Origin of the sequence: [Clostridium] aerotolerans DSM 5434 (assembly GCF_000687555.1) — a bacterium.
Lineage (GTDB): Bacteria > Bacillota > Clostridia > Lachnospirales > Lachnospiraceae > Lacrimispora > Lacrimispora aerotolerans.
Genome location: NZ_JHWJ01000001.1, coordinates 151545 through 177524, shown reverse-complemented (window position 1 = coordinate 177524; position 25980 = coordinate 151545). Strand labels below are relative to the sequence as shown.

Genomic DNA, 25980 nt, shown 5'->3' with positions numbered 1-25980 from the left:
CAGGGCCTCTTTGCACTTATATTAATACATATTAATGATTGCCTTTTAATAGCAATAGAAAATTATCAGCTAAGCCGTGTAACTTTTCTCTACTGCCCGATGTTCTGGCATAGACCCGGACGCCAAGTAAAGTACTATGAAGAATTTCAGCCAGGGAATCTGCGCTGAGGCTGCATGAAAATTCACCATCTTTTTGCCCTTTTCGTATCAGTTCTCCCATAAGTCTCTCTGATTGCGCAAGTGCTTCCTCTGCCTTTTCATCAACTTCTTTATCCCGCATTGCCATCTCAGTAACCGCATTTACAATAAAGCATCCACATTGACGTTCATCCGTGCCGTCAATCATAAGATTAAATATATTTTTTATTCCTTCACTTGCGGTCTTTGCCTGTGAGATTATACAGTTTAATGTCTCTGAGGTTTTCAAACGATAGCAGTCTATGGATTTTAGATACAGCGAATGTTTGTCTCCAAAGGTGTCATATAAGCTCTTTCGATGAATTCCCATGTGCTCGACTAAATCGCTCATCGATGTCTTCTCGTATCCCTGCATCCAGAATAATTCCATGGCTTTCTTAAGAACATCTTCTTCCTCAAATTCCTTGTTTCGTCCCATTGCCCTACCTCCTGTTTAACCATCATAACATTTATAGAACGAACGGCCAAGTATTTTCAGAAGATTATCCTTTAATCGTTGAAAAATGAAACGGATAACGGCTGTCTTTCTGTAAAACGTTTGAATTTATTCTTTGGATATCCTACCATTACACATCCTGTTATTTTCTTGTCTTCTGGAATATGTAACAGCTTATTAAGTGGAGAATCTTCACTGAGGGCACATACTTCTAATATTCCAGCCCAGCATGATCCCAAGCCTAAAGACGGAGCATATAACTCCAGATAAGTTAAGGAGAAAATCGAATTTTCTCTTCCCCTGGTAAAATCTTTATCCGCCAATGATAAAACAAGGCTGGGCGCATCTCTTAGAATCTTGTCAACCTTAGTTTCTCTGTATTCTTTGATTAAATCGCCTAAATAGTTACTCCAGATCTGATGATTCTCCAGCCAGCTGATACATTCTTCTACGATCTTTTCAACCATTTTTTTATCATCAATAATTAAAAAAGAGATTCCTTGTGCATTACTGCCTGTAGGCGCAAGATGAGCGACATCAACAAGCTGAATCAGTTTTTCTCTCTCTACAGGCTTACTCTTAAAGGAACGAATGGAACGACGAGAGCGGAGAAAACTCTTAGCTTCTTCTGGATTTAATTTTGCCTTCTCCCCTATCTCGCTTTGCATGGCCAGAGGCGACTTCTCATTATCCATAGCGTCTTTTGGACAAACAGCCACGCAATGACCGCAGGCAATACAGGAACCACCTTTTACCTCAACCGGCCCTGTTGATTCCATCTTTAATACTGTCGTTGGACATTCCTCTACACAAATCCCGCATTTGATACACTTCTCTTCATTTACCGTTATTAAACCCATTTTGATCTGCTCCTTATCTTTTATTTATTATCTTTTTTTAAATCGCCGACATGTGCTCACGTTTCCGCATATTCTTTATGTACCAATCATCAGCCGCATAACTGATGTTCTCTAATTATAGAATGACCGTTCTACAATTTATGCTTAGTATATCTTTTTTAGAACGACTAGTCAAGTATTTTTTATAGCTTTGATTTGTTCAAAAGAAAAAGAAGACAATGCATCTCTTCATTGTCTTCTCTATTATAAACATCAATGCAGGAACTTACAATTAACCTTCTGGGTTCCGCCTCAAAACCAGATTACCATACCATTAATGATCTTCATATTTCTTACCAGCTTTGGAACGGCCTTTTTTCCTTCGGTCAAAGGCTTCAATTGGGATTGGTCCTCTCACAACCGTACGAAGGATTTGAAGTCCGCCATGTTCATCCGCAGCGATTCTCCAGTCAACCATCAAAATCTCGCCGTTTACGATCTCAATGCCTGAGATTCCTCGTGTGCGGGTGCAGCATCCGGTATTAAAGTATGGGACATCTTCTGCCTTTGGAAATTTAGGTCTGTGGGTATGACCGCAAATCAGCATAACCCTGCGTCTCCGTATCCATTCATCATAAATTCGTTCCACTTTATGCCTTTTAAATAGATTGCGGGCAGGGCTTGTGGGATTATCAAAGCCAACCAGGTGAAGATACCGCCACAGATAACGAAGTAGCAGCATGGAAATAAACCAGAACTGGTCGTTCATAATATCGCCCTGGTGCCCATGAAGAACCAATATCTTCTGATTGTTATTTTTATATTGGAGGACCAAAGCTTCTTTGGGCTCCAGCCCCTTAAACAAATCTACCCTCTTCTGGTTATATTCATCGTAAAATTCATAATAATTCGTTTTTACGAAATATTTTGATTTTAAATATATATTGTGATTGCCGTACAGCATGATAAAACGTCCGGCATCAAAGAATTTTTTAATGGCTGTAAATACATCGGTATGGGCAAGGCGGATTACACTGAAATTTTTATACTCCCATAATTCATCCCCGTCCCCTACCTCTATATAGACGTAATTCTCTTTATAATAATAATTCAAAGCATGTAAAAATATATTCTGGTTTCTAATAAATTCATCAGAAACACTGTCATCCCCACGATGACAGTCACTAAAGAATATAAATTTTGAATTGGAATCAAATGATATTTTTGTGGCATGTTCAAATGCCCTGGTCAGTCTTTTATTTGCTCTCTTATTCGCTCTCATATTTGCTCCGGATCTCTTTTTCTTTATAGTATTTAGAAATATCCTGAGTTTTATACGGATGATAAGGAGATAAAAGGAAATAACAATTTATGATGAAATAAATGAACGAAGCTCCAGTATTTTATCATCCCCCGGATTAGGTATTTCTCTGCCGTCTGTGTTACTGGTAGTAACATATATAGAACCATCCATGGCCTGGTAGACATCCCGCAACCGCCCAAACTCACCGTTAAGTAACCGCTCCACATGAGCTGCCTGGGTTCCTGATTCATCAAAGGTGATGGCCACAAGTGCATTTCCACGAAGTGTTGCCACTAGGAGCTGACCTCTTCTGGGACCACTGGTGACAAAGGTGATTCCTGCCGGAGCCCAGGTATCTTCCCCGCTTTCAATGACAGGCGAAATGAAATCATTCCCTGGCATCTCCCCGACGCCTGTAATCAAAGGCCAGCCATAATTGCCCCCTGGTACTATGATGTTGATTTCATCATGGGCCATATCTCCATGCTCGGAAGCAAACAGTATACCTTGGTCATTCCAGGCAAGCCCCTGGGGATTTCGAAGTCCCAGGGCATAAACCGGGGAATCTGGAAATGGATTGTCAGAAGGAATGCTTCCATCGGTTCCAATTCTTAAAATTTTACCAGCCAGACTGTTTCTATCCTGGGAAAGATTCCGGTCTCCCCCATCTCCGGTGGTTATATAAAGATATCCGTCAGGTCCAATTTTTAACCGTCCGCCATTATGAATTAAGCCTGTCGGAATCCGGTCCAGAAGAATTTTCTCCTCAGATACGGTATTCCCCCCTAATCTTATACGAACCACACGGCTGTAAATTGCCCCCTGATCCTCATAGGTATACATCAGATAAATATATCCGTTCGTCAGGAAATTTTTATCCAGTGCAAGCCCCATAAGCCCGCCTTCTCCCCTATTCACAAAGGGCGGGCCATATGTATACAATGGTACTGGATTTAATATACCATTTTCTATGACACGCAGATTTCCAGTTCGTTCTGTAAAGAACATCCTTCCGTCTTCACTGACCTCCACGGCCCATGGAATTCTTAAGTTTTCTGCAATGGCCTGTACCTGGGAGGCATCATTTTGATTCTCAGTTATCTCCAAAGAAACATAATTCTTCTTCTGGTACCAGGCTCTCTTTTGGCTCAATGTATGAAATCTCCCGTTAAGCATGTCATCTTCCTTTATAAACATGGTATTACCTACCATTTTCTTCCTATCATTATATGGAAAAATTCAGTCCTCTGTGAGATATTAAGGCAGATAAATATTAAGTCTGTTAAAAATGTGGTATACTAAAGCATAGGCAGCAGTGGCTCATTCCTTACATAATGGGTATGCCTAAACATAGAAAAGAACAATGACTTGAAAGGAGAATGCTTATGAAGTTAAGAAAACAAAGATTTCATATCTTTTTCATATTGCTCACAATGCTGTTAGTTCTGGGCGCAAATCCTGTGTATGCCAAAGAGGACGCAATACCCTCCATTGATGTGGAGGCCACTCTTCAAAGGGATGGTTCTGCAGTGATAAGGGAAGTCTGGGATGTGCGAGGCGTCTCAAGCGGCACGGAATATTACAAGGCACTTAACAATATGAAAGGTATGAGCGTCCATTCTCTTCTGGTATGGGATGAGACTGGAACGCAGTTCAAAACTCTGGATAACTGGAACACAAAATTATCCAGAGAGGAAAAGACGGGCACCAGCGGCATATTAAAAACTTCTGATGGGTATGAGCTCTGCTGGGGAATTGGAAGCTACGGTGACCATCAATACACCATTCAATATACCATCGATGGATTGGTAAAAAATTATGGAGATTACGCTGGATTTTATCACCAGTTCATCTCCGACCTTTCCAGTCCTCCCCAATCGGTCCATGTTACAATCAAAATGGCGGATACAGGCTTAACAGCAGACAATGCCCGCATCTGGGGATATGGCTTTAAAGGTGAGGTAAAAATCGCAGCTGACGGCACCCTTACTGCTATTTCTTCCAAATCACTGGGGAATAACGATTATGTAAATGTACTCTCCCGCTTTGAAAAAGAATTATTCCCTCAGGCTCCAAAAGCTAATATGTCTTTTGAAGCTCTGCAGAAATCAGCAGATAAAGATAACTCAAATACAGCTTTATATATAATCTCTGCCATAGGAGCAGCGACGGCCATTATAGTTGTTTTCTTAATTGCCTTCTTTACTTCAAGATACAAGCTGGCAGATGGTAAAACCGTTCGGCTTCCAGGTATGAAACAAATAGAGGTAAATTACTCCATTCCATTCGGCGGCAGTATTCCTGCTATTTATTCTGCGATGCAGCTGCTTCGCAGGAACATTTCCTTTGATAAGCTTATCAGTGCTTATTTCATTCGTTGGCAGGAAGCTGGTTATATTCATATGGAAAAACAGGAGGCAGAAGCTATCGTATTTTACCCGGATAAAACACCTGACTCCCAGTTGGAGCGGTCACTATACGATATCTTAAGCTATGGTACCGATGCCACGGGGATTCTTTTGATTTCTGATATGGAAAAAAGAGGGGAAGAGCTTTATGACAAGCTTAATGCCTGGGAGGAATCAGTGAAGCAGGAAGGGGAAGAGGAATTAATCCGCTCAGGTGCAGCGGCTGCCGATGAGAAGGGAGCTGTCCTGTTTACTGCTTCCGGCTTTGAACAGGCGAAAAGGATACTGGGACTTCAAAAATATCTTCTGAAAATGATTATGCAAAAAGAAGACAAAGAGGCGGACAGACAGCTTTGGGGGGATTATTTTGTAATCGCTGCCTTATTTGGTATTGGTGATAAGGTCTTAAAACGTTTTAAAACCCTTGATCCTTCCCATTTTGACCATTTTGCAGGAAGATATGGCTGTAATTCCTACAGTATGTTTTACCTTATGACTATGACAAACCATATCTCCAGCACTGCATCTCCCAGTTCAAATATAGACGGCACCGGAGGCGGTACCAGTTCCTTTGGAGGCGGTGGTTTCTCTGGAGGCGGTGGTGGTGGAAGCCGTTAGATGAGGCAAACGATGATACGTAAAAACGCAGGCTATCTTTCTTAACGAAACAGATAGCCTGCATTTTTTTATTTACCAATCAGAAAGGAGTATCAGGACTTAAATTCCTCTTGTATTAAGATTCGGGCTGCTTTAATTAGAAGATACAGAGTTAAAATCATATATCCCGCTCCTGCCCCAATGGAAAATAAGGTCGGATTAATAGGCCTGAATAACCAAAGAAAAAACGTTATCCCAGCTACCCCTCCCATATAACGACCAAACAGAAAACCAATCGTTTGTTCCTTTAAAGACAATTCATGTTCACCAGCAACAAGACGCATTAGACCTTTCATGGAAAAGATAAGGGAAACAACGGTAAACAGTATGACTCCGCTTATCATGATATCAGTCCATGGTCCTTTAAAAATTCGCGGGCAACCTCTGCCGGTGACTGCTGTAATTCATCTACCTTATAGTTCAGTTCGCCCATGACCTCGTCTGTCAACAGTGGATTTAATTCTTCCAAAATCGCAGGGATTTCCGGGTATTTCTCCAGTGCCTCTCCACGGATAATCGGCATTGCATAATAAGGCGGGAAGAAATTTTGATCATCCTTTAGAGATACTAAATTGAATTTTTTCAAAAGACCGTCTGTTGCAAAGGCGTCGATCACATCTACGTCACCTTTTTGCAGGGCTGAATAGCGGGGAGCGTTGTCTAAGGTAATGTTTCGCCCAATCTGGAAACCATAAGTCTTTTGAAGCCCGGAAAGACCATCCTCCCGGTTGGTAAATTCAAAGGTCAGCCCTGAGGTCATACTGCCCGCCTTCTTTGCAAAATCACTGATGGTCTTAAAGCCGTACTTTTCTGCTGTCTCCTGAGTTACTGCAATTACATACGTGTTATTAAAATTCATTTGCTTTAATACATCGATATTATAAATTTCTTTTAATTCATCCTTTACCGTCTCATAGACCTTATCCGTGTCGCTGATGGGCTGATGCTTAAGCGTATCGGTATAAGCTGTTCCACTATATTCCACATAGAGGTCAATGTCGCCACTTTTCAATGCTCCAAAGCATACCTGAGTCCCTCCAAGGTTCAGCCTTCTGTTAACAGAAATATCGGTACGATCCTCGATGAGATCCGCCAGCATATTTCCTACGATCTCCTGCTCTGTAAAATCCTTGGAGCCTATGGAAATAGTCCGGGAGCCTTGCATACTGCCTCCCAGAGAGGTAAATACAAAGATTCCTGCAAGCATCAGTGCAGCCACACTAATTCCTGCTTTCTGAACGGTTCTCTTTTTCTTCTTAGACGCTGTATCTCCTTTTTGGAGACTTATAGGCGTTACTAGCTTTTCTACCAGGCCAATTAGAAAATCAACCATCAGTGCAAGCAGACAGGCTGGTATGGCTCCAGCTAGAATCTGGTTGTTGTTCACTGTCCTTATTCCGGAGAAAACGAGATAGCCAAGACCTCCGGCTCCGATAAATGCTGCCATGGTCATAAGCCCTACTGCGGTTACGGAAGCAATACGCACCCCTGCCATGATGACCGGAAGTGCCATTGGTATCTGCACCTTTGTCAGCACCTGAAGAGGTGTCAGACCAATTCCCTTGGCAGCTTCCAGAGTCTGGGGATTGATGCTCTCAATTCCCGTATAAGTATTTTTAATAATGGGAAGCAGGGAATAAAGAACCACTGCTGCCACAGCCGGAACCGTTCCGATTCCAAAGAGAGGAATCATGAAACCCAAAAGGGCCATACTGGGAATCGCCTGAATGATATTGGCAATGGATAAAACCGGTTTCCCGGCTTTCGATGCATAAGAGATGAAGATGCCAAGAGGTACGCCGATCAAGATAGCCAGACCAACTGAAATAGCAGTCAGCTTTAAATGTTCTATTAATAATGAAATGATTTGAGGATATTCACTTCCTAAATATTGTATAAAACTCATTATGCCTCTCCTCCTTCATAGTCAAAATACTGCTGGCTCAACGTGGTGACCAGACTGGTTCGTGTGATGAGACCCTTTAAGCGTTTTTCCTCATCCACCACGGGAACTGTGGATACCTGGTTTTCCGTTACTATTTTCAATGCATCCAGAATACATTGATCTGGTAACAGAGACGGATAATCTTCATACATATATTCCTCTGCCAGACGGGTCCTGTCTTCCACTCCCCTCAGCCTTTTGGCCTTTACGATCCCTTCCAGATGTCTTGTGGCACGATCCACGATCAGGAGACTGTCTACTTTGTTATGCCGCATTTTATCAATGCATTTTAAAACAGACAGATCTCTGAATGCAATGACCGGATTCTCAATCATGATATCGGATACTTTTATATACTCCGGCGAAGACCAGATTCTGTTCTTCCCTACGAAGTTCGATACGAATTCATCCTTGGGGTTGTTTAAAATATTCTCCGGCGTGTCGTATTGAAGAACATCACCGTCCTTCATAATGCAGATCATATCTGCAATTTTAATGGCCTCATCCATGTCATGTGTCACAAAAACAATGGTCTTTTTAAGCTTTGCCTGGAGCTGCACCAGCTCATCTTGAAGGTCAGACCTTGTCATGGGGTCAAGCGCTGAAAAGGGTTCATCCATGAGAATAATATTCGGATCAATGGCAAACGCTCTGGCAACCCCCACTCTCTGCTGCTGACCGCCACTAAGCTCTGTTGGATAACGGTGTAAAAACTCGTTACAGTCAAGGCCCACCATCTGCATCAGCTGTTCCGTATTTTTTTCAATGTCTGCTGCATCTCTTTTTTCCAGCTTTGGAATCAACTCGATATTTTCCTTCACTGTCATATGAGGAAACAGTCCGGTCTGCTGTATGACGTAGCCGATACTCCTTCTTAAAGCCACCTCATCCATACTGTTTATGCTTTTACCATCAATGGAAATCGTGCCCGATGTGGGCTTAATCAGACGATTGATCATCTTTAGAAGTGTTGTCTTACCGCAGCCACTTTCTCCAATAACAGCCACCAGACTGCCACTTTTAATCGTAAATGTAACTTCATTAAGAACTTGTTTAGTCTTATATCGCTTTGAAATTCGTTCAAATTGTATCATAATTTTGCCTCCTTCTGAACAAAGTAACAACTTAATTATATTGTAAAGTTGTTACTTTGTCAAATCAGAGCACGAAAAAAGCCTGGAGCATTTCGGCTCCAAGCCTGATAAAATAAGGATTATTGGGGTGGATATAAAAATTCTTTTACCCTGTCTGACGTATCATCCTGAGTAACAAAATATATGGTATCGTTCTCCGATAATGCAACGTATGGTCCTGGCGATTTCATAATGATATCGTTTCTGCTGACACCTATGACCGTGGCACCTGTACGCTGCCAGAATTGTATTTCCGTGACCGTTTGGTTCAAATAGATACAATCCTTTGTGATTTTTATTTCAAATGGCATAAACGGATTCATGGAACGGAAATGTACTGAAGCCTCAATTAAATCCTTCAAACAATCATTTAAAATCTCCATTTCCTGCTTCTGACGGCTCACACTCTTTAAAAGATTTTCTTTAATGGTATCAATGGTCTGCCTCTTGCCGTTTTGCTGAATGTATTCTGCCGCCTTTTTCTGGGACCTGATAATAATACCGTTTCCCTTTTCGGAAGTAACAATTCCAAGATCGCTTAAGATGCAAATTGCCCTACGGGCGGTCTCCGGGGACACACTGTATTGGCTGGCAAGGGAGGAACGGGCATAAATTTTCTCTCCCTCCGGATATTCTCCGTTGGCAATTCGTGCCGCAACCTCAACTGCAATCTGCTGGTAGCGGGGAATGGCTGTTTTATTTTTTATCTCTATGGACATAAGACTCACATTTCCTTTTCTCACTATAATGATGTAATACGAGAATCAGTATAGCCTAAATCCGATGATAAGGCAAGACGTTGGCACTACAGCTCCAGAATCTGGAAAATAAAGCTCTATGTCCTCTCTCATATGAAAGACCTGACATAAAAAATAACCGCTTGTTTACATGATGTTTCAAAGAAAACATAGGTAAAAAAGCGGTTATTAAATTATTTTATAATCCCATTTTTTGTCTCTTCTTCATAATGTGGCTTTCGATATCATTAGCCACCTGTTCGGGATCATCTCCCAATGCGACTTTACCGCCAGTCAAACTCTCTACATCTTCTGTAAGAAGCTTCACGAGCTTTGGCGCGCCCGTAATAAAAGGTGTAGGAGAAAGATGAGTATATGCGCCGTATGCCACAGCAAATACGCCATCAATAGTTGCCTTCTGTTCCATCCACTCCGGTGCTGTCACAGCGATAGGAAGGTCTGATATATCCACATCCAGATGGTCAGCCAAAGCTGTTACAAGCATGGAAACCCTTCCGGTATCCGTACAGGTTCCAAAGCTTAAGACCGGTGGAATTTTAAGGGCACTGCATACTGCCTTAAGCCCCTCCCCAGCCTGGTTGATGGCGTCTAAATTACACATTCCTGCTACTTCAAGACCGTGATTTCCGCAGCCGCCTGCAACGACCAGTATATCCTTTTTAATCAGTTCCTTTGTTAGATTTACTGTATTCCAGTCCTGAGGACCGTTTCTCAGTGTGGAGCAGTTGGCCAGCGCAACGATTCCCTTTATTTGTCCTTTTGCAATCACATCAACTAAAGCATTTAAATCATTCCCCACTGCATTTAAAACTGCTTCGGTAGAAAAACCTGCGATTGCTTTCTGCTTATGGTGAGGAACCATTGGCTTGATTTTATTATGACGTTTTTTAAAGTTCTCAATCGCTACGTGAATGCATTTTTCCGCCATCTCCGCTGCCTTCTGAGGATAATATGGCATCTCGTGCTCGGTTCCAGGTACTCCTATGATGGTGCTTACACTTACCAGGGCCACCTGATACTTTTCTGCATACTGATCAATGGCTGGAGGAGAACAGTTCTCTTCCATGACAAATGCATCTACCGTACCAGTGGCTAAAAATGGCTCTATGGCTAACCAGTTTCCCATAAGACCGATAAATACGTCGTCAACCTCAAATCTTTGAAGCAATTCCTGCCCGGTCTCAATAGAACCTACGATATGAATTCCTTTGGCTCCTGACTGTCTTGCCAGCTTCTGAAATTCTTCTGTTTTGGCTAATTGTAACGCTGCTGCTCCAATCCATGGCTGATGTCCGTTAAATGCAATATTTACATAGTCCGGATCCATAATACCAAGATCAACATCCACCTCATGGGGCTTTGGCGTTCCAAACAGGATATCCTGGGTCATCTCAAGACCGATCTGGGCGGTGTAAATCGTAGATAATCCAAGGCGAAGTGCCTTTTTCGCCAAAGATACATAATCTCCATCAACATTGGTCAGGCAGCTTGCAATGCTGTTTTGCACTTCATGCTCGATTCCAGATGGATAGATGTTTAAATCTCTCCATATCTTTTTCCGCTTTTTTGGTGCAAAGGCTTCTACCATAATGCTTTCATGGTCAGGATTTAATTTCATCTCCCTGTCTAAGAGTTCCGCAAGACAGGTTGCCATCTGATTTACGTTCTGGTTTGTATCGATTCCTGTTTTTTCGCACATCCATTTTAGCTTATCCACATCTGTAATCTGAAACGTGGTGTTGCCCTTTCCGGTCTCTTTTAAGGTTCGAAATGCTTCATAGGCATGATGTGCATAGGTGGCTGCTCCCATAATATTTCTCATAAGGAGATTTCTCATTGCCATGGCATCCGGACCAATTCCACAGGCACCTTTTTCCGGGCCTTTCTGTTCATTAATCCTGCATGGCCCGTTGGTACACAACTGACAACTTAAACCCTGTAAGCAAAACTTGCATCGAATTTTTTCCTGTTCATCAAATCTGGAAAACACACTGGACAATCCATCATCTCTTATCCGAATGAGCATCTCTTCTACGGAATCGTGGTAGCTTACGCGCCCCTTTGTCTTTTCTAAAATTGCTTCTGTCATAATAGCCTCCATTCATAAAGATTCAAGGTTAGTATGTCAGATATTAACAATTCGATTCTGATAATAATTGATCAATTCATAAAAATAACGAACCAGCCTTACTTTCCATAGTGGCTGATTCGTTATCCTTAAATGACAGCAGAACCTTTTGGCTCCCCTCAAAAGCAGTTACTGAAAATTAAATATCTGCTCCAGTACTTCTACCTTACCGATATGAGGCTGGCTCATAGTACCAAGTAAAGCGGCATTGGGCACCAGAACCATAGTTGTTGTCTGATAGCCTTTTTCTTTTATTTTAGCACAATCAAATTCAACCAGCAGCTCCCCTGCCTTTACATGATCTCCCTGCTTTACAAAAGCCTGAAAACCATCTCCCTCTAATTGTACCGTATCTATGCCGATATGAAGTAAGACCTCCATTCCATCTGCCGTTTTCATGCCGATGGCATGTCCCGTAGGAAATACAGATATAATCTCTCCATCTACGGGAGCATACAGCTTGCCTTCCTCTGGTTCAATGCCAACGCCAGGACCCATCACTTCTTCTGCAAACACAGGATCACTGACCTCAGCCAGGGGAATTACGGTCCCCTTTAAGGGGCTGTAGATGGTGTTTGGCTCACAGATGATACTTTTTGCAGCTGGAGCTTCTGATATATTTTTTTCTTTGTTACCAAATAGATTATTTAAAAATCCCATTATAATCATCCCTTTACATGCTTATTTCATTGATTCCCACCGGTTCTTTAATACAAATGCAGCACTCTTTGGTTGTCTTGTCCGAGTAAAAATTCCTTTTTTGTTTCCATTGACTCGCATGATTCCTTCTGTGGTCTGGAAATCAGCAAAATTCCACACCAGTTCGCCCTGTACAAAATCAAATTGATCAAATATTTCAAAATTCATATCCAGATATTCATTCTGGTACTCCTGGCTCCACATAATACTTGGAAGTTTGTGTTCCGTTGCCATGGTGTCAGTACCGAATTCAGTGAATACAAACGGTATATTCAGATTTTTATCGTTCCACTTATTCATTTCAATTAAGAACGCTTCCCTTGCATCCACAAGCTCCGGTCCTCCTTTGATATACCAACCGTAATACCGGTTCAAACAGATAAAATCACAAAGCTGATAACACTTACAGAGTTCCGGCTGGCTGTTCTTTTCAAAGGCACCAGTCATAGGACGATTCTGAGGGTCCAACGCTCTAGCCGCATCAAAAATTGGAGTGAAATATTCCTTAGACTGCTCACTGGTGGTTTCTGGTTCATTAAACAGACTCCAGGCGATGACAGAAGGATGGTTTTTGTCCCTTACAATCATTTCCTCTACAGCCTGAAGATGTGCCTTCTGCAGATTGGGTACCGTAGGAGTTTCAAAAAATCCGGTATACTGGCCAGTTCCAGCCGCAGCAAAATTTCTGGTGGATCTCATCATTCCAACTGCGGGAACCTCATCAATAATTAAAAAGCCTTCCTCGTCTGCAAACTGATACCACTCTTCTGCATATGGATAATGGCTGGTACGAAAACAATTGGCACCGGTCCATTTCATACATTCAAAGTCTCGTTTTAAAACGCCCCAGTTAAAGCCGCGGCCAATGACTTCAAAGTCTTCATGCTTTCCAAATCCTTTTAGATAAACAGCCTTGCCGTTAATCTTTATTTCTTTTCCTTCGATTTTCACCGTACGGATACCGATTTTAGAGGAATACTCATCGATCAAGGTTTCCCCATCCCAGATACGCATAACTGCCTGATAAAGATAGGCATTCCCTACGTTCCACAGATGTGCGTCCGGAACAAGAAGGCTTCCCTGCTTTCCAGTACTTTTAGCCACCGGCTGCTTTTCCTGATCCAATAATTCAAAGGTAACCTCATGGGTTCCATTGGTCATGATCTCGTAGCGGACAACGGCATCTTCTCCGTTTAATTCATAGTCTACGCTGAAATCTTCAATGGATTCCTTTGGCTTTGAAACAAGCCATACACTTCTTTGAATTCCGGAATAATTGAAAAAGTCGAAATAGGGCTTAGCCAGTTTTCTTCCATCGCTCAGTACCATGGTGGTTCCGCATGGAAGGGTCTCTTCACTTAATTCATTGTTGGCTTTCACCACAAAGGTATTCATTTCACCAAATTTCACATGGTCTGTTACTTTGGCGACCACTGGAAGGAAACCGCCTTCATGTTCAGTTACCAGATTGCCATTGCAATAAACTGATGCCCGGTGGGTGATGCTTCCAAAGCGAATTTCCAGCTCCTGTTTTTTCCATTCTCCTGGTAGGAATACTTCTGTCTCATACCAGAAATCTCCGCAATAATCCCGCTCTTCTTTTGTTGTAAAAAAATCCGAAAAGCTGGCTGGAACCGGCATGGAGATGGAGTCTGGCAGCTTGTGCTGCCAGCCCTCTGATAATCCTTTTTCCTCTGGATCAAAACTAAATTTCCACATACCATCCAAGGAGTGGGCCATTCTTGCCTGGTTACTGATTGGATATAATTCTGAAAAATTCAGCATGCTTTAATCTCCTATTCTTATTTTGTTTGTTCCTCATTCTTATAAGCAAAGAGGTAGGTCACCAGGAATACTCCTACAAAGGATACTAACATGGCTACAACAATTCCTGGGCCTGACATGGCGTAAAGAGCTGGGATTGTCAAAACATTGACAGGAACCTGAGCTGTACGGATGCTTCCGGTTACAGCAGCAATAATACCGCTGAGTCCGTTAACCACACACATGCAGATAAATATTCTCTTGTTTTTCATCAGAACACCGTAGATACCAGGCTCTGTAACACCACCAATAAGAGCTGAAATGGAAGCGGATCCAGATACTAATTTCAAATCTTTGTTTCTTGTTTTTAAAAATACTGCCAAACAAGCTGCTGCAATACCAAAGTTGGCGCCAAAGGTAGGCGGCATAATATAATCATAACCTAACACAGAGTAATTGTTTATGGCTATTGGTAAGAAGCCCCAATGCAGACCAAATACAATAAACAGAGGCCATAAGGTTCCCAGGAAAAATCCTGCAATGGCTGGTGAAAAGGTGAATACTGCCTGAATTCCTCCGGCTATAACACGGCTTATTACATCAGTGACTGGTCCAATAACAATGAGTGCCAGCGGGAAAACAATTGCAAAATCCACCAGCGGAATAATAAGACTCTGAACAATCTTAGGAATTACTTTCGTCAAACCTTTTTCCAGCTTTGACTGGGCATATACCGTAATAAGAATCGGAAGTACAGAGCTTGGATAGCTGATCAGTTTTACAGGAATAGAGAAAAATGTAACAACTGCTTCCTTGTCATTAAATAATCCGGTCATACTAGGATAACACATGGCGCAGGCAATTGCCATAGAGATAAATGGCTTAGCGCCAAATTTTTGAGCTGCACAGTATGCCAGGAATACCGGAAGGAAATAAAAGATACCATCGGATGCCGCATAAAGTATGGTATAAGTGGTGGAAGTTTTATCAAGCAGAGACAGGGTGGTGAAAAGTACGATAAAACCTTTTAATAGTCCTGCTCCGACGAATGCTCCCATAAAGGGCATGAAAATACCAGAGATTAAATCTGTTATTTTTTCCAATATACTGCCTTTTTTATCACCAGATGAGGACTGATCTGTTTCCATGGAATCCCCTTTGCTGCTATCCTTGATAGAAGTCTGAAGTAAAATCTGGTCATATACATCTTCCACGTCACTTCCGATAACGACCTGGTACTGACCGGCTGCCTGCATTACCTTAATAACGCCCTGCATATTTTTTAATGTTTCTGTATCTGCCTTGCTCTCGTCCTTTAATTTAAAACGAAGCCTTGTAATACAGTGGGTGAGGGAATTTACATTTTCTTCCCCACCAACATGCTCCACAATATCTTTGGCTAATTTTGAATAATCTGCCATACTTATTTCCTCCTATTATTTTCTATCAAAAAAGCCTGGCTATCCCCTTTAATTAAAGAGAATAACCAGGCTTTGCTGAACTTAATCATAACACTGCCAAACTAACTGTTTTTCAATTGTGATAAATGAACTGCCAGATAAACTAATTCATCATGGCCTGCTTTGTAATGATACTTTTCTTCGATATAATTACATACCTTCTGGCTGCAGCGGTATTCATCGGGGTAGTTTCTAAGAAGCTCCTCCAGCATACGTGCTCCGCCATGCTCTTTATAATAATACTTTGTCATGACCCGCTGTGCGAAGAATTTCAAATGGGTCATATATCGGTAGTAGGGCAGCGAATCTTCTTTTGCCTGAAACTTAAGCTCTGACATAATAAGGTCATTTAATTCACTAACCATAACAATCATCTTTTTTGCATTTCCGCTTATTTGATTATGACGTGCCGTTACAAAATGCATGGCCACAAAGCCTGCTTCATCATTGGATAACCGGTCACCAAATTTCGCCTCGATCAAATCAAGCATCTTCTGTCCGACCTTGTATTCATCTGGATAGAATCGTATGATATCATGAAGAATGGAATTCGGTACAACAAACCCCTGCTTAAAGTTTTCAACTGCATGGTAAATATGATCGACCAGGGAAATATGAATGGTTTCATTGAGGGTCATATCATAGACCTGGACGGCGTAATCAATCACATCCTCTGCCACCATAATATATTCCTGGGGCACGGTATCTAAAATTTCACGGAACTGACTTTTATGATTTTTATCTTTTAGGATAAACTGTTTTTCCACCCGCTCCTGATCGATGGCGTCTCCGTTACGGCTCTTAAATCCAAGTCCGCTTCCAAGAAGCAGGACATCCTGTCCATTTTCATCGTTGGATATCACAGCATTTGTATTTAATATCTGCTTAATAATCATTTTCATAAAAGTATCCTCAATTTCACTGTTTAAATGAATCATAACGTTACAGATATATTGAAAAACAAAAAAACAAGTATGCACCAAAAAAACAGATGCAGACTTGCCTAATTTAATAGTAACACTCCTGTAAACTGACTACATCTTATCACAGGAGTGTTTTTAAAACAATCGGTATTTTAACTAATAATCTTCCGTACATTTTGTACACTTTTACAGATTTTCTCCATTGGCCGCTATGACATTTTTATACCATTCAAAGGATTTTTTCTTATATCGGTTTAAAGTGCCAGTTCCGTCGTCATTACGGTCAACGTAGATAAAGCCATATCGTTTCTTAAGTTCTGCGGTGGAAGCACTGACTAAATCAATGCAGCCCCAGCTGGTATAGCCCATGACCGGAACTCCATCTTCTATGGCTTCTCTGACCTGAATGAGATGATCTCTTAAATAATTGATCCGGTAATCATCAAGGACCGTTTTTGTTCCATCTGGTTCTGTGATTAATTCATCGACGGCACCCAATCCATTCTCCACGATGAACAATGGCTTCTGCCAGCGGTCATAAAACTGATTTAACACATAGCGAATTCCCTGAGGATCGATGGCCCAGCCCCATTCACTTTGTTTTAAATAAGGATTTGTCATTCCGCCCAAAACATTTCCTTCTCCAGCCTTCGCTTTGGAACGGTCTGCGGCTTCGCATGCGCTCATGTAATAGCTGAATGATACAAAATCAACGGTGTGATTCTTTAACAGCTCTTCATCTCCATCTGCCATCTGAATCTGTATATCATTTTCTTTAAAATACCGTTTCATATAACCAGGGTACTCACCTCTTACATGCACATCTCCGAAAAATGTATTCATATGATCGGCTTTCATGGCTGCAATGACATCATTCGGGTCTGAGGTCAGGGCATACATTGGCATACTTAAAATCATGCACCCGATTTTGCTATCAGGCATTATTTCATGGCCTATTTTCGTTGCCAGAGCACTGGCTACCAGTTCATGATGAATGGCCTGGTATAAATCCTGTTTCTTTAACTGGCTCTTATCCGTATAGATTCCGCCGCTCATAAACGGTTCATGGAGCACGGAGTTAATCTCATTAAATGTGAGCCAGTATTTTACCTTGCTGCCGTAGCGGTTAAATATGGTTCTGACGTACCGCTCATAAAAGCTTATCATGTCCCGGTTAACCCAGCCATCGTACTTGACAGATAAGTGTAACGGAGTCTCATAATGAGAGATAGTTACCAGAGGCTCGATTCCATATTTCAACAGTTCATCAAACAGATCATCGTAAAACTGGAGTCCTTTTTCATTGGGTTCTTTCTCATCTCCATGGGGAAAGATCCGGCTCCAGGCAATGGAGGTTCTAAATACCTTAAAGCCCATCTCTGCAAATAGCTTAATGTCGTCCTTATACCGATGATAAAAATCGATGCCAATGAGCTTCATATTGTCGGAAGTGGGTTCCTTTGTTATCGGACCTTTGATACCGTGAGGGGCCACATCCTGGGTACTTAACCCTTTTCCGTCCTCGTTATATGCTCCTTCACACTGGTTCGCAGCCACTGCTCCTCCCCATAGAAAACCATCTGGAAATCTCATATTCATCGTGAATCCTCCTTTGGAATAAATATAGATAACGACTATATTATCAAATTTTTAACAAAGTTACAACCCAAAACATCTATTCAAAGATTCTCCAGGCTACGATAAAATTGCTTTTCCACCAGGCAGAACGTTTCCGATGGACTACCTTTCCATTGCCGGATGAAGCATCAATTACCATGCCTCCTTCTGCCGCAATTCCCATATGTCCCTTTTCCACAATGATATCTCCAGGTTTTATATTTTCATAATTTGAGATGCGTTTATATTTTCCCATATTTCTCCAGCCGCTTGAAGTGAGATAGCTCTGTCTTACTCCAATTTGATTCAAACACCAATACACAAAACCAGAACAGTCAAAGGAACCAGGCCCTTTGGATCCCCATACGTACTTCGAGCCCACTTTAGTAGATGCGATATTAATTAGTGCATTCACATTACCATTTACCGAACCGCCACCGCTTTTGTCTGTGTCGGGCTTTTTGCTGCCAGCAGCTCCCCCGGTTTTGCCTTTCACGCTCTTATCACCAGAGAGGTAGGAAAGTGTCTGCACACCTACGGACCCATCTGGGGTAAGACCATTATCTGACTGAAAGGTTTTTACTGCCTGCTCGGTGATTTCTCCAAAATATCCAGTCGCATTGGAAGAGGACAAATATCCATATTTATTTAAAAGCTCCTGAACTCTTTTTACACTTTCTCCCTGTTCTCCAAGCACCAGACCGTTAGGTCTTGCCTCTCCATTTTCCAGGGCAACTCTTGTGGAAGGTCCCAGGTAACCGTCTACGACAAGATCATTTCTTGCCTGAAACTGTTTTACGGCCATCACCGTATCCTTGCCATAATTACCATCCGGTATGGTAGTCAGATACCCCAATCCCTTTAATTGTTTCTGGGCAGAAAGTACTATGTCATTATTTTCTCCATAGGTTAAAAAATTGGGCTTAATCTCTTCACTGTAAAGCAAGTTCATTGTCTGCCTGCCTACTTTACCGTCCACAGATAACTGATTTAATTCCTGCAATTTAATGACTGCTTTTTCTGTGGTCGCATCAAATTCGCCGTTAACATTTTCTTTATTCATAAGATAACCTAACTCATAAAGTCTGTTTTGAATCCTTTTAACGTCATCGCCTGATATTCCCAGAGAGACGGCATAATATTTTGCCTCATCGGAAAGAAGGATTGCCAATGTCTCTGGTCCCACCACTCCGTCCTGAACAAGATTATTCTGCCTTTGATATATCTTTACGGCACTGACTGTTACGGGGCCGTAGAAGGAAGTCGGTTCATCATTTTCCATAAATCCCAGTTCCATCAACCGTTCCTGTATGGTTGCAACATAAGGGTGCTCCACACCCTCTTTGAAGTATTCCGGTATTGGCTGGGAATCCGGAGTTTCCTTACCTTCTGCTTCAGACGGTGTGGCTTTGTTTTCTGCCTTTAAATTGATATCCGGCTCATTTTTTTGTAGAGCTAAGGCCTCTTTTTTCTGTTCCGGGCCAAAGCCCAGTCTCTGACTAGATATAATGATACCGTAGATTCCTGCTAACACTGCGATCATACCCGCAACGACAACAGCTTTTTTATATTTTTCGATGATTTTTAGCATTGTAGTATTTTGGATCCTTTCCCATGTCTGTTATACTCCGGGGCCTGCTGATTTTTCTCTGCCCTCTGTTGCTTCTGTCCCGCCAGGACCCATAGCTTTTTCGGTTTCCGCTTCCACAAATGGAGGCGTTTCTATGATCTGCTCCGTCTCCTGTATTGTTTTATTTTCAGCTTCTCTCTTTGTCTCAGCCGCTTTTGTTTCAGCCTTTTTCGTTTCTGATGGTTTTACTACACCGGTGGTATTTCGTTTTACCAGACCTGGTTTTCCTTTATAATTGCTGGAATGAAAATAGACTTCTTTTATTACGGCTCCATCTTTTGATGTGATTAAATAAGTCTTCCAGGTGGACCCCTTTACTCCTGGTGTTACCACTACCTCCTGGTCAGGCTGCAGGGTTTGATCTTCCTCGTAATTGGGCTTGGGAGGATCATACTCTTTTACTTTCTCAGAACGCATGGAGATTGTCGTGCCCTTTTCTAAGATCGGGATTGCGACAATAGAAATACTTATTTTCTTATCTTTAAAAACGGCTCTAATTGCCATGGAGGTTGTATTGTTATTTACAAAACGAAGATCTGGCCCGCTATAACCGTCATAGCTTACCATGGCATCCTCTCCCGGTATTACATAAGACGGCTCAAAGCTGTGAGGATGACGTTCTGTAGTCGCAATTCCAGCTAGAATGATGGCATTATATAAGGTGGAGGATACCTGACATACGCCTCCGCCTGGCTCCTCAACAAATTCACCATTTCGATAGGCTCCGGCTGGTTTATATCCACGATCAATCGTCCGGTTTCCGGTGGTCTCATTAAAGGAAAATGCTTCTCCCGGAAATATGACCAGCCCATCCAGCGCATTTACGGCAAGCTTTATGTTATTATTTCTGTTTTCATTGTTTGTAGCAACGGTTTCAAATGTGCCAATGACCTGATACTTTTCTTTTACCTGAGAAGCGGTCAGGTTTGGTGGCTGCTGTAGTGCTTCGGCCTCCACCTCTTCCTCGAATTTCTTCTGGTTTACAAGATTCATAATTTTCTCTACTGTCTTGTCTTCATCAATCTTTATTCCATTTTCTCCATCGGAATAAATCCATTTATTATTGTCCCGGTCACGCCCGGTCAACTGGGCATTTAAAGGTTTCCGGTTCCATTTGGAGGCTGCTTCTTTTACCTGAGTTCTTATGTTTTCTTTCGCATCAGCCAAATTAAGCGTATACTCTCCGGCTTCATTCTTTGAATAAATTTCCTCTAAAAGCGTATCAATCATTCCGGAGAATGGACTGCTTAACAGGAAAGGCTGTTCTTTATAGTTAAGTCTCATATTCCACGAGTAGTTATTCAGCAATGCCTCTTTTGCCTCTTTTTTATTCAGCCCAGTGAGGGAAACACCATCCACCTTTACTTCTTTTAACGGCTCCCTTATTGTCTCGGTTTCCACTACGGTTTTCACACTTTGTTGTATTGTACTGGTTACTGTCACATCTGTCTTCTTTTTATTCCTTGAAACAGAAGCCCTCACAAAAACGGCTAAGCCCATGAATATTACTCCAAATAATAAAGCCTGCATGGCAAATCTTTTTCTGGCTAAAGACCTGCGCGTTCCCATCTTATCCTGTTTCCTTATCTTCTCTCTTCCTTCATCGCCTCTATGGCGCATAGTTAACACTCTCCCTTTTTCGGCATTGGCGATATCAGACACTTATTTAATCTAACACACAAATATGGGGATTTTATGGGGATAAAAACAGCACCGTCATGGTTCTGACGATGCTGTTTGTTTAACTATGTTTCATGAATGGTAACATGATGGTGAAAACAGCGCCTTTTTCAGGACCATTTTCAGCCACAATTTTTCCACCATGGTTTTCGACGATAGCCTTTGTAATGGATAAACCAATTCCCATTCCTCCGGTCTTCTTGCTTCTTGATTTATCCACCCGGTAAAATCGGTCGAACAGATATGGAAGATCTGCATCTGGAAAACCGATTCCAGTATCATGTACCAGTATCCGTATCTGATTTCCATCATTTTTATATTCCACAGTTACCGTTCCGCCCCTGGGGGTGTAGGTGAGTGCATTGGATACAAGGTTTACCATGCACTGCTTTAATCGATTATAATCTGCATAAACAGGAGTTTTTTCTGGTACTGTCATGAGAAGATTGATTTCCTTTTCTTTTGCCATTAACTCAAAATCCCGGAAAACACTTTGATTCATTTCTTCAAATTCGAACATTGTTTTATCCAATATCTGATTTCGATTCTCCAGATCATAAAGTTCCTTCAGCTGGTCCACAATCTTTACCAGACGCAGTATTTCCCCATGGCAGCTCACCAGACGACTCTCCGTGGCTTCCCACACACCGTCTATCATTGCCTCCATATGGCTTTGGAGATTAGTAAGCGGAGTACGAAGCTCATGGGCTACATCTGAAGTGATCTGTCGTTTCTGCTTTTCCTCCATTTCAAGTGCCTTGGACATCTCATTAATGGAATCAATCAATTTGTTTGTTTCCACTACAGGCGAATGGGTTTTTGTCTGTTCCCCGTATTCACCTCCCGCAATTTTCTGAGCCAGGTGGATTACACTTGTAATGGGCTTTGTAACGATCCACGCGATTAAAAAGCCCAGTGCGATTACAAGAAAAATAGCCGCACCACCCATAAACAAAAGAGAGCTGTTTAAATCTTTCATCAATCCCAGCTCCTGATCATTTAAGGAATACGGTCCATAATACCCTATATTCAGCGTTCCTGTGACTTTTCCATTGTTTTTCAGTGTAAAGGTTTCCTCTAAATAGCGCCCATTAAAATTGGGATATTTTTGATTCATGGTATTTTCCGCATGCTTCAGTACGATGTTACATTCTTCCGCCCTGTGGCTTTTTGCATCCCAGTCAATTTCTTTGTTGGTCGACTGGACATGAATAATTAATCCATTTTGTAAGGCAGCGTAGCCAATGATTGCAATTCCTTCTTTTTCATACAATCCTGTTTTAGGATTATATAGCTCATCAATTTGGGTCTTGATTTGTTCCATCTGATTTCTTTGCTGTTTTTTCGCATACTGTTCAAAAATATCGTCAGCCGTTAAATTAAAAATAATGCTGAGGGCTAAAATAATGAGCAGTGCAATGGCTGAATACGATACAATTAAGGTATTTTTTAATGTTAGTTTCATAGCTCTGCTCCGGCAAATTTATATCCCATACCATGGACTGTAATAATATAAACTGGTTTTTTCCTGTTGTCTTCGATTTTTGTTCGAATGCTTTTAATATAAGTATCTATACTTCTGTCATAACCATCAAAATTATCATCAAGAGCAAAGGTAATTAACTGCTCTCTGGTAAATGTCCTGTTTGGGGCTTTGGCAAGGGTAATGAATATTTTATACTCCGTAGGGGTAAGCCCCGCTTCTCTTCCCCTGATTTTCACATTCCGGTTTTCAAAATCAATGACCAGCTCTCCCTGACGAAAGAAAAGAGGGACGCCTGTAAGCTGGTCGCTTTCCACTCTTCTTAAGACGGCTTCAATCTTTGCGACTACCGTTCTGGGGCTGAAGGGTTTAAAGATATAATCGTCCGCTCCTACTTTCAGTCCCTTAATCAGATCCTGCTCTTCCGTCTTGGCGGACACCATAATAATAGGCACCCTGGAATTCATACGAATCATCTGACAGATCTGTTCCCCCATAATATCCGGCAGCATCAGGTCTAAGATAACCAGAGAAACGTCATGATTCCGAAATAATTCCATGGCATTTGCTCCGTCATAAGCACAAAGAATATCATATCCGGCTTTCTCTAAGTAGGCCTGTAATACTTCCACTATTTTTTCTTCATCATCCACAATCAGGATGGTTCTGTTCTTTTTCATATTGACTTCCTTATTTTGTATTTATTATTGAGCTTCCTATAAACAAGTCTAGCAAAATTATATGGGAATTATATGAAGATTCTATAAATTAAAAACATAAAAAACACAGAGCATGCCTGACTCTGTGTTTTTATGATAAATCTCCTTCCATCTACTCCTTTATATTTTTACTTATACGTTTTATACCAATGAAAACCAATGCTCCTATCAAAGAACCAATCAGGGCAGCAGCCAGAACGTCGCTGGGAAAATGGACAAATAGATACAGCCTTGAAAAAGCAATCAGACAAGCTAAAGGAATGGCAATATACCCAAACTTCTTATTGCTCATCGTAAGTATCGTTGCCGCAATGGCAGAGGAAAGCGTATGCCCTGACGGAAATGAAAAGTCCGTTGGATTTGCTATTAAAAGTGTAATCGTTTGATCAATCCAGTTAGGTCTGGAGCGTTCTATTAGGTTTTTAAGAAACACATTTCCAAAGAGAACTCCTGCTAAAAGTCCTGCAATCAGCGTAATTCCGTACTTTCTATTTTCCTTTGTACACTGCAAAACGAATGCTGTCAGTATCCAGATAAACCCTTTATCTCCAAGTGACGTTATCTTAGGCATGATATAATCCAATGCGGGACAGGTAAATGTGTCACGAATCCAATATAAAATTGCCCAATCCATATTTGTAATAAATTCCACCATCTCGTATGCCTCTTTTTATCATAATATTTCATAATTCAACTCTCATCAGAAATAAAGCCTACTGGCAAATCTTTATATAATAGTTGTAAGTCCAGTGTAAACGTTATTATTATGCAGTATATCATAAAAGATGCAATATTCATTGAAGTTAATCCTTGGAACGTATTTTTATAATTATGATACCCTAACGTTCTCCAGATTTTCCTGAAAACAAACGGATGGGTTCAAACTCTCTTTTCAACCTTTTGACCATATCATTCTTCGATGAATTTTCAATTAATATATCACATTGCTCAGGGATACTTCCAAAGATCACACTTTTTTCCATGTCCAACATCGCTTTCAACTGCTTTAGCATGTGTTCCCGATTTGCCTCCTTATGATATATTTTCAAATAAGAAAATCCGGGATAATCATTCGACTCGTAGGTGCGTATTTTCAGTTCTCCGGACCAATCCTGATTCATTAGCTTTTCATATGCCGCCTTGATCTGTTTTGTAGTATCGATCACCATGAGATAAACTACATTCTCATACTGGGGAAGCTTTCTTTTCACGTAATTGCGCAGAGGATCTTTTCTGAGTTTCTGGTAGATGCCCTGTTCTGCCAGATTATCCAGCTTCTCATAATAAATGATAAGGGAATCATCAATTACTACATTGGCAAAGTAATTAAGATTATTTTCATTTAACAAATTTATTATTTTCTCAGCCTGATCGTAAGACAATTCGTATGTCAAAAGATAGGAATTATCCTTGGTATCATAAAGTGCGGCTCCATCCATAACAATCACCGGTAAATTTAGATTGATTCCGCGGACTGATTCCATCAAAGTTGCCGGTGTTCTGCCAGTGGAAAGCGTAAATTTCATTCCATTATCAAGAAGCCGGTTTAATTCCACCTTACTGTAAGGAGTTAATTTTTCCTCCCTGGTGAGCAAAGTATCATCTACCCCCGAAACATATAACACATCCAGCTGTTTTTTTCTGGGTAAGTGTGCAAAATTTACAACGATTGCCATCAACACGCCTATCAAAGTATCTGCCACACGATTCATAACAAACAAAAATGGACTGCTGTCTCCCATATGCATCACTGTAATGCTTAAAAATACCACACAGGAAAAATAAGAGGTGTCTTTTTTATTCAATAAAACAGTTGTATACAGAACCACCCCGGTGAACAGGGAAATCATTAGGTAGCTGAATACACTTTCCCTAAAGATTCCTCCCCCCCAGTCAAAGATAAGAAGCAAAAGAAGTCCCCATGCGGCACCGATAAACGTGCCAAAACACCTTTGCTTTGCCATCTGGGTACTGCTTTCCTTATATGGCTGAATACACTGCAGTACTGCAAGGGCAGAATAAAAGGGAATCCCTTCTTTTCCACGAATATAATAAATAGCAAAACATAAACAAACGCCGAAGACAGAGCGGTAAATTCTCTGTCCCACTGCCGGCAGCTTCACAGACTTTATGGCCATTGTTTTCATAATCTTATTCCTCCGTCTAAAAGTACGAAAAAAACATTTATTTAGCGTACTAT

Annotated in this window: 20 protein-coding genes; 1 reads left to right on the top strand and 19 read right to left on the bottom strand. The window is 41.3% G+C overall.

Annotated features, from left to right (window positions below; translation table 11 throughout):
• Nucleotides 1-31: 31 nt before the first annotated feature.
• The 4 genes from T546_RS0100810 to T546_RS0100795 form a co-directional block, all read right to left on the bottom strand.
• Entirely contained in the window at nt 32-616 is a 585-nt protein-coding gene (locus T546_RS0100810) for a TetR/AcrR family transcriptional regulator (protein WP_026889992.1), read from the bottom strand.
• A 71-nt stretch (nt 617-687) separates the two neighbouring features.
• Entirely contained in the window at nt 688-1494 is an 807-nt protein-coding gene (locus tag T546_RS0100805) for a nitroreductase family protein (RefSeq protein WP_026889991.1), read from the bottom strand.
• A gap of 313 nt (nt 1495-1807) precedes the next feature.
• Nucleotides 1808-2755, bottom strand: a complete 948-nt coding sequence (locus T546_RS22535) for a metallophosphoesterase (RefSeq protein ID WP_051629507.1) — start codon at nt 2753-2755, stop codon at nt 1808-1810.
• Between the two features lie 87 nt (nt 2756-2842).
• On the bottom strand, nt 2843-3928 hold the full coding sequence (locus T546_RS0100795; RefSeq protein WP_026889990.1) for a PQQ-dependent sugar dehydrogenase: 1086 nt from the start codon (nt 3926-3928) through the stop codon (nt 2843-2845).
• A gap of 233 nt (nt 3929-4161) precedes the next feature.
• On the opposite strand from T546_RS0100795, the gene T546_RS0100790 reads away from it, so the two are divergent.
• Nucleotides 4162-5802 carry a DUF2207 domain-containing protein gene (locus T546_RS0100790; RefSeq protein ID WP_026889989.1) on the top strand — a complete coding sequence of 547 codons (1641 nt, stop codon included), beginning with the start codon at nt 4162-4164 and terminating at the stop codon, nt 5800-5802.
• A gap of 379 nt (nt 5803-6181) precedes the next feature.
• On the opposite strand, the gene T546_RS0100780 is transcribed toward T546_RS0100790, so the two are convergent.
• From T546_RS0100780 to T546_RS22515, 15 genes are all read right to left on the bottom strand, one after another.
• The gene (locus T546_RS0100780; RefSeq protein WP_026889987.1) at nt 6182-7747 is read right to left on the bottom strand and encodes an ABC transporter permease/substrate-binding protein; all 1566 of its coding nucleotides are present in this window, start codon (nt 7745-7747) and stop codon (nt 6182-6184) included.
• On the bottom strand, nt 7747-8880 hold the full coding sequence (locus tag T546_RS0100775; RefSeq protein WP_026889986.1) for an ABC transporter ATP-binding protein: 1134 nt from the start codon (nt 8878-8880) through the stop codon (nt 7747-7749). The genes T546_RS0100780 and T546_RS0100775 overlap by 1 nt, the downstream gene beginning before the upstream one ends.
• Nucleotides 8881-8999: 119 nt before the next feature.
• Nucleotides 9000-9662, bottom strand: coding sequence for a GntR family transcriptional regulator (locus tag T546_RS0100770; RefSeq protein ID WP_242842165.1), 663 nt, complete (start codon nt 9660-9662; stop codon nt 9000-9002).
• 193 nt (nt 9663-9855) lie between these two features.
• Nucleotides 9856-11766 (bottom strand): anaerobic carbon-monoxide dehydrogenase catalytic subunit, encoded by a 1911-nt coding sequence (cooS, locus tag T546_RS0100765; RefSeq protein WP_026889984.1) that lies wholly within the window; start codon nt 11764-11766, stop codon nt 9856-9858.
• A 168-nt stretch (nt 11767-11934) separates the two neighbouring features.
• Nucleotides 11935-12465 (bottom strand): PTS sugar transporter subunit IIA, encoded by a 531-nt coding sequence (locus T546_RS22530; RefSeq protein ID WP_051629506.1) that lies wholly within the window; start codon nt 12463-12465, stop codon nt 11935-11937.
• Between the two features lie 21 nt (nt 12466-12486).
• The gene (gene uidA, locus T546_RS0100755; protein ID WP_026889983.1) at nt 12487-14289 is read right to left on the bottom strand and encodes a beta-glucuronidase; all 1803 of its coding nucleotides are present in this window, start codon (nt 14287-14289) and stop codon (nt 12487-12489) included.
• Between the two features lie 17 nt (nt 14290-14306).
• Entirely contained in the window at nt 14307-15689 is a 1383-nt protein-coding gene (locus T546_RS0100750) for a PTS transporter subunit EIIC (RefSeq protein WP_026889982.1), read from the bottom strand.
• A 101-nt stretch (nt 15690-15790) separates the two neighbouring features.
• Nucleotides 15791-16630 (bottom strand): PRD domain-containing protein, encoded by an 840-nt coding sequence (locus T546_RS0100745; protein ID WP_051629504.1) that lies wholly within the window; start codon nt 16628-16630, stop codon nt 15791-15793.
• A 207-nt stretch (nt 16631-16837) separates the two neighbouring features.
• Entirely contained in the window at nt 16838-18244 is a 1407-nt protein-coding gene (locus tag T546_RS0100740) for a glycoside hydrolase family 1 protein (protein WP_334291581.1), read from the bottom strand.
• Between the two features lie 82 nt (nt 18245-18326).
• Entirely contained in the window at nt 18327-19850 is a 1524-nt protein-coding gene (locus T546_RS22525) for a C40 family peptidase (RefSeq protein ID WP_408643048.1), read from the bottom strand.
• A gap of 39 nt (nt 19851-19889) precedes the next feature.
• Entirely contained in the window at nt 19890-21518 is a 1629-nt protein-coding gene (locus T546_RS22520) for a VanW family protein (RefSeq protein ID WP_051629501.1), read from the bottom strand.
• Nucleotides 21519-21639: 121 nt separating this feature from the next.
• The gene (locus tag T546_RS0100725; protein WP_026889979.1) at nt 21640-23043 is read right to left on the bottom strand and encodes a sensor histidine kinase; all 1404 of its coding nucleotides are present in this window, start codon (nt 23041-23043) and stop codon (nt 21640-21642) included.
• Complete coding sequence (locus tag T546_RS0100720) at nt 23040-23741, bottom strand: response regulator transcription factor (protein ID WP_026889978.1); 702 nt, start codon at nt 23739-23741, stop codon at nt 23040-23042. The genes T546_RS0100725 and T546_RS0100720 overlap by 4 nt, the downstream gene beginning before the upstream one ends.
• 151 nt (nt 23742-23892) lie before the next feature.
• Nucleotides 23893-24435: a phosphatase PAP2 family protein gene (locus T546_RS0100715; RefSeq protein WP_026889977.1), complete on the bottom strand. Its 543-nt coding sequence runs from the start codon at nt 24433-24435 to the stop codon at nt 23893-23895.
• A 184-nt stretch (nt 24436-24619) separates the two neighbouring features.
• Nucleotides 24620-25927, bottom strand: a complete 1308-nt coding sequence (locus tag T546_RS22515; RefSeq protein ID WP_051629499.1) for an HAD hydrolase family protein — start codon at nt 25925-25927, stop codon at nt 24620-24622.
• Nucleotides 25928-25980: the final 53 nt, after the last annotated feature.